This window comes from Pedobacter sp. MC2016-24, from assembly GCF_015223055.1.
Lineage (GTDB): Bacteria > Bacteroidota > Bacteroidia > Sphingobacteriales > Sphingobacteriaceae > Pedobacter.
The window spans coordinates 359,655-374,218 of sequence record NZ_JADFBX010000001.1; the positions used below are offsets into that span (position 1 = coordinate 359,655).

The 14,564-nt window shown below is 40.5% G+C and carries 17 protein-coding genes; 9 read left to right on the forward strand and 8 right to left on the reverse strand.

Features of this window, described 5'->3' with window-relative positions:
* Positions 1 to 174: 174 nt before the first annotated feature.
* Genes IM797_RS01795 through IM797_RS01805 form a run of 3 tightly spaced genes read left to right on the forward strand, consistent with a single transcriptional unit; the run spans position 175 to position 6,360 of the window.
* Positions 175 to 3,441: a SusC/RagA family TonB-linked outer membrane protein gene (locus tag IM797_RS01795; RefSeq protein WP_194125376.1), complete on the forward strand. Its 3,267-nt coding sequence runs from the start codon at positions 175 to 177 to the stop codon at positions 3,439 to 3,441.
* Positions 3,442 to 3,445: 4 nt separating this feature from the next.
* On the forward strand, positions 3,446 to 4,846 hold the full coding sequence (locus tag IM797_RS01800) for a RagB/SusD family nutrient uptake outer membrane protein (protein ID WP_194125377.1): 1,401 nt from the start codon (positions 3,446 to 3,448) through the stop codon (positions 4,844 to 4,846).
* Entirely contained in the window at positions 4,843 to 6,360 is a 1,518-nt protein-coding gene (locus IM797_RS01805) for a TlpA disulfide reductase family protein (protein WP_194125378.1), read from the forward strand. The genes IM797_RS01800 and IM797_RS01805 overlap by 4 nt, the downstream gene beginning before the upstream one ends.
* Before the next feature lie 82 nt (positions 6,361 to 6,442).
* Here the strand turns inward: IM797_RS01805 and IM797_RS01810 are convergent, their stop codons facing one another.
* From IM797_RS01810 to IM797_RS28490, 5 genes are all read right to left on the reverse strand, one after another.
* Positions 6,443 to 6,730 carry a hypothetical protein gene (locus tag IM797_RS01810; RefSeq protein WP_194125379.1) on the reverse strand — a complete coding sequence of 96 codons (288 nt, stop codon included), beginning with the start codon at positions 6,728 to 6,730 and terminating at the stop codon, positions 6,443 to 6,445.
* Between the two features lie 84 nt (positions 6,731 to 6,814).
* Positions 6,815 to 7,255: a MauE/DoxX family redox-associated membrane protein gene (locus IM797_RS01815; RefSeq protein WP_194125380.1), complete on the reverse strand. Its 441-nt coding sequence runs from the start codon at positions 7,253 to 7,255 to the stop codon at positions 6,815 to 6,817.
* An 87-nt stretch (positions 7,256 to 7,342) separates the two neighbouring features.
* A complete protein-coding gene (locus tag IM797_RS01820) occupies positions 7,343 to 8,005 on the reverse strand; it encodes a hypothetical protein (RefSeq protein ID WP_194125381.1) in 663 nt (220 codons plus the stop codon).
* Positions 7,992 to 8,651, reverse strand: a complete 660-nt coding sequence (locus IM797_RS01825; protein ID WP_194125382.1) for a Crp/Fnr family transcriptional regulator — start codon at positions 8,649 to 8,651, stop codon at positions 7,992 to 7,994. The genes IM797_RS01820 and IM797_RS01825 overlap by 14 nt, the downstream gene beginning before the upstream one ends.
* Before the next feature lie 149 nt (positions 8,652 to 8,800).
* Complete coding sequence (locus IM797_RS28490; protein WP_255526720.1) at positions 8,801 to 8,929, reverse strand: hypothetical protein; 129 nt, start codon at positions 8,927 to 8,929, stop codon at positions 8,801 to 8,803.
* A 458-nt stretch (positions 8,930 to 9,387) separates the two neighbouring features.
* Between IM797_RS28490 and IM797_RS01830 the strand changes: the two genes are divergently transcribed.
* Both IM797_RS01830 and IM797_RS01835 read left to right on the forward strand, forming a co-directional pair.
* Positions 9,388 to 9,576 (forward strand): hypothetical protein, encoded by a 189-nt coding sequence (locus tag IM797_RS01830; RefSeq protein ID WP_194125383.1) that lies wholly within the window; start codon positions 9,388 to 9,390, stop codon positions 9,574 to 9,576.
* Positions 9,577 to 9,652: 76 nt separating this feature from the next.
* Positions 9,653 to 9,919, forward strand: coding sequence for a hypothetical protein (locus tag IM797_RS01835; protein WP_194125384.1), 267 nt, complete (start codon positions 9,653 to 9,655; stop codon positions 9,917 to 9,919).
* A 70-nt stretch (positions 9,920 to 9,989) separates the two neighbouring features.
* Here the strand turns inward: IM797_RS01835 and IM797_RS01840 are convergent, their stop codons facing one another.
* Complete coding sequence (locus tag IM797_RS01840) at positions 9,990 to 10,466, reverse strand: XRE family transcriptional regulator (RefSeq protein WP_194125385.1); 477 nt, start codon at positions 10,464 to 10,466, stop codon at positions 9,990 to 9,992.
* A gap of 110 nt (positions 10,467 to 10,576) precedes the next feature.
* Entirely contained in the window at positions 10,577 to 11,227 is a 651-nt protein-coding gene (locus tag IM797_RS01845) for a DUF1349 domain-containing protein (RefSeq protein ID WP_194125386.1), read from the reverse strand.
* 93 nt (positions 11,228 to 11,320) lie between these two features.
* On the opposite strand from IM797_RS01845, the gene IM797_RS01850 reads away from it, so the two are divergent.
* The 4 genes from IM797_RS01850 (at position 11,321) to IM797_RS01865 (ending at position 14,046) form a co-directional block, all read left to right on the forward strand.
* Positions 11,321 to 12,085: a response regulator transcription factor gene (locus IM797_RS01850; protein WP_194125387.1), complete on the forward strand. Its 765-nt coding sequence runs from the start codon at positions 11,321 to 11,323 to the stop codon at positions 12,083 to 12,085.
* Between the two features lie 25 nt (positions 12,086 to 12,110).
* Positions 12,111 to 12,986, forward strand: a complete 876-nt coding sequence (locus IM797_RS01855) for an AraC family transcriptional regulator (RefSeq protein WP_194125388.1) — start codon at positions 12,111 to 12,113, stop codon at positions 12,984 to 12,986.
* A gap of 114 nt (positions 12,987 to 13,100) precedes the next feature.
* Positions 13,101 to 13,751 (forward strand): HD domain-containing protein, encoded by a 651-nt coding sequence (locus tag IM797_RS01860; RefSeq protein WP_194125389.1) that lies wholly within the window; start codon positions 13,101 to 13,103, stop codon positions 13,749 to 13,751.
* A gap of 76 nt (positions 13,752 to 13,827) precedes the next feature.
* Positions 13,828 to 14,046: a hypothetical protein gene (locus IM797_RS01865; protein WP_194125390.1), complete on the forward strand. Its 219-nt coding sequence runs from the start codon at positions 13,828 to 13,830 to the stop codon at positions 14,044 to 14,046.
* A 67-nt stretch (positions 14,047 to 14,113) separates the two neighbouring features.
* On the opposite strand, the gene IM797_RS01870 is transcribed toward IM797_RS01865, so the two are convergent.
* Complete coding sequence (locus IM797_RS01870) at positions 14,114 to 14,404, reverse strand: hypothetical protein (protein ID WP_194125391.1); 291 nt, start codon at positions 14,402 to 14,404, stop codon at positions 14,114 to 14,116.
* Between the last annotated feature and the right edge of the window lie 160 nt (positions 14,405 to 14,564).

A 14,564-nucleotide genomic window follows, 5' to 3' on the forward strand; every position in this document is an offset into this window, starting at 1 on the left:
CCCACCTGATTAACACATATCCATAGCAGTTTATCCCGCCAAGACAACTAATACATAAAATATCCACGTGGCCTTTTCTGACAGGTCGTTGGCAGAAGCAGGTATGTGTAAGCGCTTACACATGCCAACCTGCCTATTGTGGTCAGTTTTAATTACTAAAAATACTAACCAGATATGTTTAAAACGATACAAATCATCGTATTGGCTGCGCTTTGCCTAAATTTAACAGCAACAGCACAAAACCACAACGCCTCGCCCCCACTAAGAAAACAAACCATACTGGGCAAAGTCAGCTCTGCTACAACTGCAGAAGCTTTACCCAACGCAGCAATCAAAATAGCCACCACCAATCAAAGCCTGATCAGCAATAACCAAGGAGAGTTTACCCTAACCCTCGACAATGGCAGTTATAACTTATCCGTATCCTACCTCGGCTACAAAACCAGCAACATCAACATCCAGGTTCCATTAAAAGAACCACTCATCATCAGCCTACAACCTGATGACAACAAGCTAAAAGAAGTAGAAATCGTCAGTACAGGTTACCAGAATATCCCTAAAGAAAGAGCCACAGGGAGTTTTGTCCACATCAATAATGAATTGCTAAACAGGGCCGTTTCTACCAATATATTAGATCGCATCAAAGATCAGGTACCTGGCCTCTATTTTCAGGATAGAGATCCTCAAACCACTTCAATCTCCAGATTTCCAAATGCGAAGAATCTCGGGATCACCATTAGGGGAGAAAGTACCTTTAACGCTTCAAAGCAGCCATTAATTATCCTGGATAATTTTCCTTACGAGGGAGAAATCCGTAACATCAACCCTAACGATGTCGAGAGTATTACCATCCTTAAGGACGCTTCGGCAGCTTCAATTTGGGGTGCCAGGTCTGGCAACGGCGTCATTGTAATTACCACAAAAAAGGGAAAAATAAATCAGAAGATGAAACTCGACTTTAGCAGTAATGTGACCGTCATTCACAAACCTGACCTGAAATACGCTCCTAATTTTCTGGATTCCGAAAGTTATATAGAGGTTGAACAATTTTTATTTGACAAAGGATTTTTCAGCGCCCAATTGAACAATACCACATCATTTCCTACAGTTTCGCCTGCGGTAGAATTGATGGCTAAATATAAAGCATCAAACAATGAAACAGACAAAACAAAAATACAAACACAACTTGATGGCTTAAAGCGTATAGATGTGAGAGACGACTATCAAAAAAACGTTTATCAAAACGCTTTAAATCAGCAGTATTCGCTTGGAATAAGGGGCGGCACCAACAACATGTCCTATACGTTATCTGCTGGTTACGATCACAATACGAACAATCTGATCAGAAATGGCTACCGCCGTTCATCGATAAACTCATTGTATACCTATAAACCCATTGAGAAACTGGAGTTAACCGCCGGAATTAACTATAGTCAAAATACATCTTTATTAAACAATGAATTCGCTTATGGAAATAACGTAGCTATAGGTGCTCCTTATGAGAAAATTTACCCTTATGCAAAACTCACCAATGAGGATGGAACTGCATCTGGTTTGTCTCGTGGCTTCAGGAATTCCTATCTTGATCTGGCCAGAACACGAGGATTTCTGGACTGGTATTATCGTCCGCTGGATGAAATCAGGTTGGCAGACAATACTGTAAAAATTACCGACCTGCTGGTACAACTAAATTCAAAATATCAGCTTATTCCCCAATTAAGTATCCAGCTAAATTATCAAAAGGAGCAGCAGCTGATTGATGGCAGAAACAGCCGGACGGTGGAGAGCTATTATTCCCGGGATTTAATCAATAAGTTTAGCACTTACAACCCGGCCACCGGCGCCATTACCTACAACCTTCCAAAAGGTGGAATACTTGATCTTGCGCATACCAGCTGGAACCAAAATAACTTAAGAGCACAGTTAAATTACAATCAAAACTTCAGCAAGCACAACCTGAACGCCATAGCTGGAGCTGAAATCAGAGAACTGATTACAGAGGGCTACAACAGAACATCTTATGGCTATAACGAACAGTTTGGTACGGCTACAAGTAACCTGAATTTCAATACCTCCTACCCTGTAAACCCTTCTGGATTTGCTAAAATACCCGCTCCAGAAGCTGCAATATATGGCTATACCAGTCGCTATGTGTCGTATTATATGCTGGGAAGTTACAGTTATGACGATCAGTACATTTTAAACGTCAGCGGACGTAGGGATGGAGCCAACCTATTTGGAGCCCTGGCCAATGACAAAATTAAGCCTTTATGGTCTGCGGGTCTGGGCTGGAACATAAGTAAAGCTGGTTTCTTTAAAATCAGCTGGATCAATTTATTGCGGTTAAGGTCCAGCTACGGATTTCAGGGAAACACATATGACAGCGGTACTGCCTACTTAACAGGAATTTATAGCGTAAACTCAGATACAGGTGCTCCTGTAATTAATGTAAGTACAGCACCAAATCCAAAACTACAGTGGGAAAAGGTGAGAAACATAAACCTGGGATTGGATTTTGGACTGATGGGAAATAGAATAAATGGTGTGGTCGAGGTCTATAAAAAGAATGGTCAGGATTTGATTCAACCTACAGAACTTGCCCCGCAAACTGGTTTTAGAACTTACCAGGCCAACACAGCAGGCATGGAGACAAAAGGCATTGACATTTCCTTGCAAAGCCAGAACACCGTAGGTTCGATTAAATGGAACACAAGCTTCCTGTTTAGTGGCATTAAAGACAAGGTGACCAGATACGATGCCGCACGCAGTTCATTAATCAGCATTACGGTCGGCAGACCATTACAATCCATATTTACCTACAAATGGGCAGGTTTAAATCCTGAAAATGGAAACCCGATGGGTTATTTAAACGGACAACCAAGTGAAAACTATACGGCTATAAAAAACAATCTCGATCCCGACAGCCTGGTTTTTCATGGTTCTGCTGTACCTACAATGTATGGAGCTATACGCAATGACATTTCCTACAAAGGATTTACCCTTTCTGTAAACCTGGTATATAGACTGGGCTATGTGTTTAAAAGACCTACCACCAGTACAAATTACACAGATATTTTGTTACGCGGACAACATGCAGACTATAAAGCGCGGTGGCAAAAACCTGGTGATGAAAAAAGCACCAATGTCCCCTCCTTAATCTATCCGGCAAATGGCAATAGAGATTCTTTTTACCAAAATTCAGAAGTGCTGATTGCATCAGGTAACCACCTCCGCTTGCAGGATGTCCGCATGAGTTATGATTTTAGTGCTGAACTACTACGAACCATCAAGTTGTCAAAACTTAGCGTCTTCGCCTATGCCAACAACATCGGCATAATCTGGAGGAAAAATAAGTTTGGAATAGACCCCGCTGCAGTGGGAAGCGCAAGTCTGTATCCAAGTCCATTTTCAATGTCATTTGGTTTAAACGCAAATTTTTAAGAACATGAAACAAATTAAAAAATCACAAATACGCATCACAACCGTCATTTTTCTGCTCTGCTGCTTTGCAGCAGGATGCAAAAAACAGAATGAATGGCTGGAATTGAAAAATAACAAGAGTAGTGTGGTACCTGAAACCCTGGCTGATTTCCAGGCTATCCTGGACAATTCAAATCCTTTTGTCGATTCATATACTACCATCGGCCAGTTACAGTCGGATGATTTTTACCTCCCTGATGTCAAGTATCTGGCTGCTGGTGAAACCGAGCGCAACCTCTATACCTGGAACAAGGAAATTTGGGGCGGCAGTGGTGGCTCCACCACCTGGAATGACTTTTTTAAGATCATTGAACTTTCAAATGTAGTATTGGATGGCTTGCAAAAATCAAAGTTTGAAGGTACCGAATGTAACAACATTAAAGGCCAGGCCTTATTTCATCGGGCATCTGCATATTATGTACTGGCACAATTATTTTGTAAAGAATATACCGAAACTGCGGGGACAGATCTGGGTCTTCCGGTTAGACTGACCTCAGACGTAAACATCACCTTACAACGCTCCACCTTATCGGTAACCTATGATCAAATTTTAAATGATTTAAAACAAGCAACTGATCTCCTGAATGCATCGCAACCTTTTATACAAAGGCCCAGTCAGGCGGCGGCTTATGCACTCCTGGCAAAGACCTGCCTTCATATGGAAAACTATCCTGCAGCGCTTGCCTATGCCACACGTGCAATTGAGTTAAAACCTCAGCTCATGGACTACAACACCGCTAGTTTGGTTAGTCTGAGCAACCAGTTTCGCTTTACTACACTGGCAAAGGGTAATCCGGAAATTTTATGGTATGCAGAAAGTGTTGCCTTTATAGAGGCCTGTGCAGATCCCTCTGCCGCGGGAATTGTCTCACCTGAACTTTACCAGCTATATGAAACAGACGATTTGCGAAAGACCTATTTGTTTGCCGAGGAAAATAAGGTTATCAAATTTCGTGGCACTTATACGGGCAACTATACCAATTTTTGTGGCCTTGCAATTAATGAGACCTATTTAATCCGGTCTGAATGTTACGCCAGAACGGGCGCTCCAGACAAGGCGATGGACGATTTAAACAGCCTGTTGTTAAAAAGATATAAGACCGGGAAATATACACCCAGATTGGCATCAAATACGCAACAGGCTTTAACGATGGTTTTAACAGAACGGCGTAAAGAGCTGGCATTTACAGGGAACAGCAGATGGGAAGATTTAAGACGCCTAAACAAGGAGTTGCAGTTTCAAAAAACATTGTCGCGCCAGGTAAACGGGCTTTCATTCACCTTAACGCCGAATGACAAACGTTACGTATTGCCAATCCCTTTGGCTGAAATAAGATTAGTGGGCTTACAACAAAACGACAGATGATGAACAACAAAAAAAGTATTTTTACTATAATTATGATGGTTTGCCTGCCCCTGATCATTCTGGCAAACACGGATACAACATCCCGGAGCGGAAAGATCAGTTTAAATATCCGATTTTTAGAATCGAAACCCGGCGATACCCTGACCGTTAAACTGGATGATGTTTTTCATATCCTGAACGGAGACCCGGGAAAAACCTATACTGCAACCCGAGGCGCCGATGGATACTACAGATTTAACATTCCTGTAACGCTTGACCACGGATATTTTACGCTTTCAAAAGCAAGAATTTTAAAAGCTGGTATTAATGGAGATTTAATTCGAATGTGCAAGCCTCTATTTTGGGAGAAATCTGACAGTATCGACTTCAAAATCAGCTTTAAAGACAGCCCAACGGGTCAAAACGGCATTTGCGAGTTTACGGGAACTGGCGCGGAGAAATATAATGCTTCGTATAAAATTTCAACGCTTCAAATCCACCAATCGATCTGGAATCATCAGGACAGCTTGTATAGGAGCTGGAATGGAAACATTTTAGCTTATCCTGAATTCGATTCAGCAACACAGTATACATTAATGCGATTAGATGTTCTAAATACTTACGTACACAAGATCAGTAATTTCAGTTATCAGGTGATCAAGGCTGACATCCTTTATGCCGACCCTAATGTGCTGGGAAAGATCAAAACATGGGCGATGAACAATGGCGGGAAAAACCTGGATCAAAACCAGCGAAACAAAATCATCAAACACTTCGGGAATTCCTTCGACTACCCCAACAACTACGCTATTGATCCCCTCGCACTGGCTTATTCACTAAATTATCTGATTCACCTGAACAGAAAGCTACAAGCCGCCTGTTTCCTTAACCAAGAGAAATATGATTTAGAATGGATGTATAAAACCCTAAAAGGATACCAGGTTAATACTGAAGTAAGGGACATTATGATCATGATGTTGCTGACAAGAATTACATTCAACTCAGAGAATCCTGCTCCTGTTTACAATGACGCATTAGGATTAATCAAAAATCCAGCCTACGTAAAAATCATAAGCGCATTGTTAAAAGGTGTGCCTGGTGTAAAATTTGGCGAATTCGTTCTACACGACGCTGATGGAAGAAACAGATCGATATCGGAATTTAAGGGTAAGGTGCTTTTGATTGACATTTGGTATACCGGTTGCGGTGCATGCGCTGATTTTTACCAGAATGTACTCTCGGCAGTTGAAGAAGAATTAAAAGAAAATCCAAAAGTAAAATTCATCTCTATATCCATTGATCGGGACAAAGAAAGCTGGAGTAAAAGTGTTCAAGGGGGAAAATACACCTCACTAGACGCGGTAAACCTATATACTGATGGAAAGATGGATAAACATCCCATAATTACCTCCAACAGCATTTTAAGCTACCCTTCGCTAATCTTATTAGATCAGGAAGGAAAGATTAGATTCTTTAATTCCGAAAACCTGAGGACAAAGTCTACCTTGTTAAAAGCAATTTATGCATTGCTCTAAATTTACAACAAAGTTTGATCGTAGCACTTAGCGCTACCAAAAAAGAGCCTGGGTCACGATCCAGGCTCCCCTAAACAAACAATTAAAATGCGGCTCTGAAACTCAGAATCGTAATTTTATCCGGATTATTCAGATCAGCTGCAGAAATGGTACCATCTGTTGGAAGCTGGTAATCCCCTACAGTCCGAATTCGACAAGGTTGCTCGTCGCCGGCAGGGCAGCTAGGAGCACCTGATGAATAATAGTAAACTGTACCTGAACTGTTCACATCAGACAGATATGCATCTGTCCTCAAATTTTGCGCATTCGTGAATGCGCTGGCGCTTAGGGCAACTGCTGCTACCGCTAAGCCAAAGCATACTTTTTTCATAATTATATTTTATAAATGGTTAATGTTTCACCATATTTCTTTATCCAGGGTATGGTATTCCCTGCCTTGCAGAAGCAAGCCTCTTTATTTCTTATATGTTTTTAAAGTAATGATTGCCAGTAATAGAAAAATTGAATTAAACCAGATGTGCTGCTGCCAGGAAAGCTTGGAAATAATACCACCGCAACTACAGGGTAGCGAACTTTTACTAACCAGCATATAGATGATATACGCTAGAAATAGCGCCATTAATATAGTAGAAACCACAAGACCATATTTCTTTGTTGCAGGAACAATCAATATTGCAGCAACCAACAATTCTGAGATCGGAACCAGATAGGCAATTACAGCACTATGCTTACCAATTAGCGGGTACTTTGTAAGTACATGCTGAAAAGTATCTATCGTCATCAACTTGCTTGCGGCTGTATAAACAAACAGCAACACAAAGGAATAAACAATCACCTCAACCAAAATCCCTTTGGCTTTTTTAAGAATTGCTTTCATTTCCAATTGTGTTTTCATAGATCAAATATACCTGACCCCAAACCGGTTAAATGTTTCATTTGCGACATTTCACTGTTGCAAATGCAAAAAATACAGCATGGAATTTTATTTATTCGAGCTCAGTTTTTTTAAGGTGGCCGCCCGGTATTTGGCATAAGCCGTGCTGAATCTGGATCTGCACGTTCCCAGATAATTCGCTATGCAATCGTTGTTGATCTGAGTTGCTATACCTGGATTATCCTCCAGATAGACCTTGACCCGCTCGTCAAGTGCGAGCTTCAGCAGATGCTGATAATACAAATATTGTTTTTCCCGTTCTGCCTGAAATTGCCATAAAGCAACATTTAAAATCGGATAATCAACAAGCAGTGATCTCAATGCATGGTAACTCATTTTAAAAATCAGTCCGTCTGTAAGCATTTGCAGATTTCCTTTTCGATCGCTTTTGTTTAAAAAACTATTGATATCGATCATCACCTCATACTTTTTAAAAATATGGGTAACTACAGACTTATTCAAACGGATATCGTAATAAAAATTTAGCGCGAAGCCACTGCAGAGCATCAGTAGATGACCTTCCTCAGCAGCGCCCTCCTCTTCCATAAATTGGTCCTTTAGCCCATGCACAACCTGGCTATAATGAATTACAGCATCGGATAATCCTTCAGGATTGGTTTTTGTTACCGCTTGAATAAAAGGCATAATGATAACCTGAACTATCCTTCGCTGGATTTCTTGTTTAGTTTCACTTGGATCATACTTCAGCATCGTCCTCCTCCCTGATTTGCTTTAGGAGCCTGCTATAGGAGATTTCCGTCATTTGTAAATAGGAAGAAATCATTTTGTTAGAAAATATTATTTTCGGATTAGGATCTCTAAATTCCGGCCATCTTCTAAAAAATTCTCTCACCCGATCTATGCCTAAATAGCTTAAAAGCATATCGCGTTCTTTATATTTGACAGCTTGCTTTGCGATAATCATCCGGTACTGCTGCTCAGTTTCGGGAAAAAGTACAAAAGCATGTTTAACATCTTCAGCTGAAATCTCCAGCAAGTGCGTATTCGGACAAGCCATTAAAAAACTGGTTGATGGATTTCCAGACATAAACTCTTCTGGAAGTACAACGAATTCTCCTTTCTTAAAAAAGAGATTGACGATTTTACGATCACGACAATCTATGAAATAGGCTACTACTGCCCCATCTGTGATAAACCACGCCTTGTCGCTGACATCACCAGCCCTTAATATAATGGGACATCCTATGGTATAATGCCCTGTTATGGTACTTCTGAGGTAAGCATGAAATCGATCGAAATCCAAAGGCACTTGAGACAAGGCTTCAAACAACTGCCCGAAGCAGGCTGCGTTGACCGCGTCTTTTTTAACAAGTGTACCTTTGGAATTACTTCTCATAAAAGTAGTATTAGTAATTAATTGGCTAGATTAACAAATTTATTAAATAGTTTTTTGCCAAGTATTTAACATTTGATAAAGATTCCTGTGTTTTTTTAACTATTCAACAATATCAGAAAAAGACAAATATCACAGAAATTAACTGGTAATTAAGGTAATGAAATCGCTTGTGAGTTGAAGCTTGTCCATAAACATTTATTGGGCGCTACCGAGCCTGGTTTTCCGTACACTGGTTTTCCGGACACTGGTCCGAACGTCCCATGTTTTAATTTTGCCATTTTTGTTGTTTTTATTTATTTAATTGTTTTTAAAAAGCATTCCAGTTGTAGGACTCTTGCCCCCTTTTGGTCTGGTTTTGTAACCATAGGCCTTACAGTTGGGTAAAACTTTGATTTCCTTGGAGCGTTATAGGACTCTAGTCCTAGCCGAGTTCTAGGAAACTCCTATGTAACTCCTGTTTGGTATCCTTTTGTTACGAGCCAGACCCCACCCAGATCCAGACCAGAATCAAACATGAACCAAATGTATATGGGAAAATCAAAAAAGCAGCTGATTTAAAAATGTGTGACCGGATTTGACCGGATTTGACTGGATTTGACCGATCAAATGACCGACTTGTCTATCCGATAGGAAAGCTTAGTTACCCGCCAACTGTTATTCCGGGACACAGCCTATTTTTCAGGAAATAATAAAAACATTATAGGCCTGGCAATCGTTAATCTTAAAAAGATAAAAAATGGAAAATACAAACACCAACGATCAGCAGGAGAACAAACACCCAAAGCCACACGAAGATGCTGGTGCAAAAATTGAAACTGTAACTCCCGAGACTGAACAGAAAAAGACCAAAACCACTTCTGATGGGCCAGATCAGGAAAATCAAACGGATCAGAAAGATGAAAAAGAAGACAAAACCGGCGATTAATTGTTTAACCCGATCCATTGTTTTATAACAAAACAAAAAGACACCTGGAATTGGTCATTTACACAAATGGAACATCATGTGCAATTTCACAATTGAATACCCAAAATCAAAAGACGAAATGATTCAGCAGCTACAAATCGCTATCGAATCTCAGACTAACGGACTATTTGAAGGTGACACTACAAGCGGACTATTCTCCTTTACCGCCAAAGGTTTTGAACTGGCAGGGAATTATCAAATCAATGGAGATCTTGTTGACCTGAACATCACCAAAAAACCATGGCTGTTGTCCTGTAAAAGGATCGAGACAGAGATCAGGACTTACATTGAAAAAGCAGAATAGCCCTGAAACAACAATTTACCTTAAACCTTCCAGATCATGCCATAAATCATGTTACGTGATTTTCGCATGATCAGTCTTCGACAAGGATACTTGTAAAATAGAAATAAAACATTGCCTTTACGATCTGGCTCATGTTCTTTTTTCCGGAAACCCACCCTGCGATACTTTCGCGGTCTACACCGGTATCAAAGGCAATCTGTTTAATGCGGACTTCCTTCTCCTCCATCATCCGCTCCAGCCAGGCCGGATTGACAACTGCAGTAATTGAAGGTCTGAATTCCTCCACTTCTACCTGAATCAGATATGCGGGCATCCATTTGTCAAAAACCTCATGGGCACGCTTGATCAAAGTACTGCGGCTGGCATAGTTACCAGAGGGGCGTTCCCCCTGCTGCACTAAAATTTGCAGTATGCCTTCCTCGATCTTCAGTACGCTGAATTCGATATTGGATTGTGTTTTGTGTAGATCGGCAGCCTTTTGTAAATGATCAAGTTGCTGCGGGGTTAATTGTTGCGCTAATATATTTATTCCAGAAATTGTACTCATTGGGATTCGTTGCTCTGTTTACCGAGTAATAACGTTAAGCTCCATCCTTTTGTTTTCAGGAATTAGCTCCCGGCATAGGCCGGGAGGACAATAGTAAAATGAGCGAAAATTTAGTTGTTGTTTTTCTTTAGCCAGTCCAGCCTTCTTTGATCGGGTAAATGTTTCACCGCAAAGCCTTCAAATTTGGCATCAAATCCATTTCCGTCCGGACTGGCAGCCATAAAGCCAACCATGACAGGTACATTGTCCTGCAAATGCGCATTTCGCATCATCGTGTAGGATTTATCATCGAAAGAATAGAATATTTCTACCGCATCCAGTCTTCTGATGGCTTTAATCCATACAAAATCAGGTGTTTTATCCAACGCAATTACACTCCAGTCACTCGTTTTATGCGTAACAACTGTACTTAAATTGTATTTTCCATCTACAAACTCAATTCCGGCTTTGATGTAATTCTCCTGATCAACACGTAGCATTAATCCCATCTGATCGAAACGCGCTTTATAATTCCCGGTGATTTTAACTTTTGCTTCAAATTCACCGCCATAAGTACCGTAATAAAACGGTGCATCGTCTACGGTAAATCCATAATGAGAAATTCTCCAGTAATCGCTCTGCGGGGTTACAAACATATGGAAAGCATTATTTTTTACTTCCCATTTTTGTGGCTCGTTAAACCACTGCATCTTCTCCAGTCGTTGCGTAAAACCTTTCTGTCCGATCAACAATACCGCTATTCCTAAGATAATTTTCTTCATTCTTTTTTGAGTTAATAACCATACTTTTATATTTACTTTACAAAGGTAAAATACGCATAGCGGTCTCCAATACTGATTAATAACCATATTTAAATGAACATCGTCAATACACTAAATGAAAAGCTGCTGAAGCAAGTTTTTGGAGAGGAACAAAATGCCCCTTTAAGCTTGTCACAATACCAGTACATGGCATTTATGTATTCGCGGACAGAAAATGCAATAGCCGTGTTAAGTGACATGAAGGCCAATAAAAGTTATATTTACAATGGAAAAGTGGCTAAGGAACTGGGCTTTACTGAACATGAAACTTTGAAAGAAATCAACTCCATCTGGGAAGAAGATATTTTTAAAAAGATTCATCCCGATGATCTTTTAGAAAAACACCTGCTGGAGCTTAAGTTTTTCAACATGCTGAAAAGTCTGCCCATCCCGGAAAGATCTGACTATCATGTGAAAAGTCGAATCCGAATGCGCAACCGGGATGAAAAGTATATCGCGATGGCACATCGCATGTTTTATGTCAGTAGTGCCGTAAATGGTAGTTTATGGCTTGCATTATGTCTTTATCATTTTCCTTACAATGAAGCTGAAACTACAGCATCAGCTGGCCTGATTTTCAATTCTGCTACTGGTAAAACCATTAATCCCGATCCGCAGGAAAGCAACAAGCTATTGTCTGTTCGTGAAAAAGAAATATTACAATTGATCCGTAAAGGTAAGATGAGTAAGGAAATAGCAGATTTGCTTTCTGTAAGTATCAATACGATAAACAGGCATCGCCAGAATATCCTGGAAAAACTACGGGTAAGCAACTCTCTTGAAGCATGCCGTATTGCGGAAAGAATGAACTTAATTTAACATCTTTACCACTGATCCAGTAGTTATGCCAGTTGCAACCAGCCAGTCGTCAGAAATTATCGCTTTAGAAAATGAGGTTCAGGATTCGTTTGCTATTCAGCATTGCAAAGCTAAAAGTTTTGATAAGAGCGTGACTTACAGGTTGGCGTATCACCGGGTAATTCTTATGGTTTCCGGTACAGGTACAATCCTTATTGACGAACAATCTTTTAAAATTCAATCTGAAACACCGGCACTTTATTTAATCGCTAAAGGACAGGTCATCAGCTTCCGGCAGGGCAGCTCTTTTAGCGGATATGAACTCCGTTTCGGTGATTGTTTTTGGGAGAGAGCCCCCCAGAGCGCAAATAACTGTAAGGCTGTTTTGTTTGACGCGACGTCGATCCGTCAACTCCTCCCCTTATCGGCAGTGGATGATCGGGAACTTCATACGCTATTTGAAGCGATGCAGACTGAATCCGACAAAGACAATTACATCAATAAACTGGAGGTGATGGCAGCTTATCTGAAGATTATCATGATCAAAATGGCCAATGTAAACGCAGCGCTTGCAGATGCCGCTCAAAGTTATGAAAGCAAAATCTACCGGCAGTTCCTGGCATTGATTGCCGTACATCATCAAACCTCACATGAAGTTGCAGACTATGCCAGAATTTTAGGTATCTCCACAAGAAAACTCGCAGACTTATCGAAACAATACGGCGGTAAAGGTGCCAAAGAGCTGATTAACGAACACCTCATCGCAGAGGCAAAACGATTCCTGCAGTTCTCCTTAAAACCAATTAAGGAAATTGCCTTTCAGCTCAAATTTCATTCTGCAGAGCAATTCAGCCATTTCTTTAAAAAGTATACCAATCGTTCGCCCAAAGCGTATCGGGATACATTTCATCAGTCTCAGTAATACCGGGACAAGACCTGTCGATAGTTGTTAAAAGACGATATTGGCATGTGATTGACCGAATTTAACATTCCCGGTGCCCCCTGCCCTTGGTAATTTTGAGCAAACAAAAAAGATATGTCAATTCACCAATCAAAAAATGTGGCCGGGATCCTTATCCCCGACAGCAAAATTGCCAGACAGGCAACCGAACTTTTACTCGAACACGGAACTGAATTCATCTACAACCACTCGCTGAGGGTATTTCTTTTCTCCGTATTAAATGGTAAAAGGAAACAAATGAAGTACGACCCTGAATTGTTGTACGTAAGTGCCATTTTTCATGACCTTGGCTTAACCAAACATTACAGCAGCCCGGACTTACGTTTTGAAGTAGACGGCGCAAATGCCGCCAGGGATTTCTTAAAAAGTCATGGCTTGCCAAAAGAATCAATACAATTGGTTTGGGATACGATCGCTTTACACACCACGATCGGTATTGCAGAACACAAAGAACCTGAGGTCGCATTAATGTATTCCGGAGTTGGCCTGAATGTCATGGGCGAAGGATACGAATACCTGAGCGATGAAAACAGAACTGAAATTCTAAATGCTTTTCCAAGAAACGACTTTAAGAAAAACATCATTCCAACATTTTTCAGCGGATTTGAGCACAAAACCGATACGACGTTTGGAAATATCAAAGCAGATGTTTGTGCCTATATGATCCCAAACTTCCATCGCAAAAATTTCTGCGACTGCATTTTACATTCGCCCTGGGCTGAATAAAAGCCCAAATGTGATTATATAAAACAGATATCCATACCGATTGTTATCATGTACAGCTACACTAAAATTTACAACTATGGAAAACAAACAGGATAATTCAAACAGCAACGAAGCGCCAAAGAAAAAGATCTATAAAGAGACAGAAGAGCGCATCAATGAAAAACAACCTGATAACGGGGAAACTTCATCAGTTGCAGATCTGGGCAGAACGGACCTGATCTCAAGGCCGGATCGGAAACACAAACCACTGGGATCCAGTCACGAACCGGGAACAACACCTGGTACAGATTTATAATAAAAAAGGCGCTCAGCGCCTTTTTTATTACCTTCAATTTCTTCTTTTGACCCAACCTTTCTTTGAATTACTCCTCTTCATCGGAATAATAGTGTTCAATCTCTGCACCGATCGTATCAACCTGATCTTCGTCAAGCACAATCTCTAATCTTTCACCTTTCAGATCCGGAGTATATTGCGGAAGATCACCTGCATCTACTTCTTCAGGGTCCATTAATTCCCAATCACCCGCTACTTGTTTAATCGCTCCCATAATTCCACCGAAATAAATTACCTTGAAATAATCTTTGTGATGAAGTATGGTTAGTGTAACCTCCTTGCTGCCAAAACCAATCTTAATGTTAAATGCTTCTTCCATTTTTTCTGAATTTTAATACCTGTACCAGGCATCGGTAAACAATAGTTAGATTTTCCGTACATCCTTAAAAAAGCTAAGCAATAACCAGAAAGCAAGCCATTAACCAATTTCAACCTGAAAATGTTTGAAAGCAATACACAAAAAGATTTTTTAACGTAGC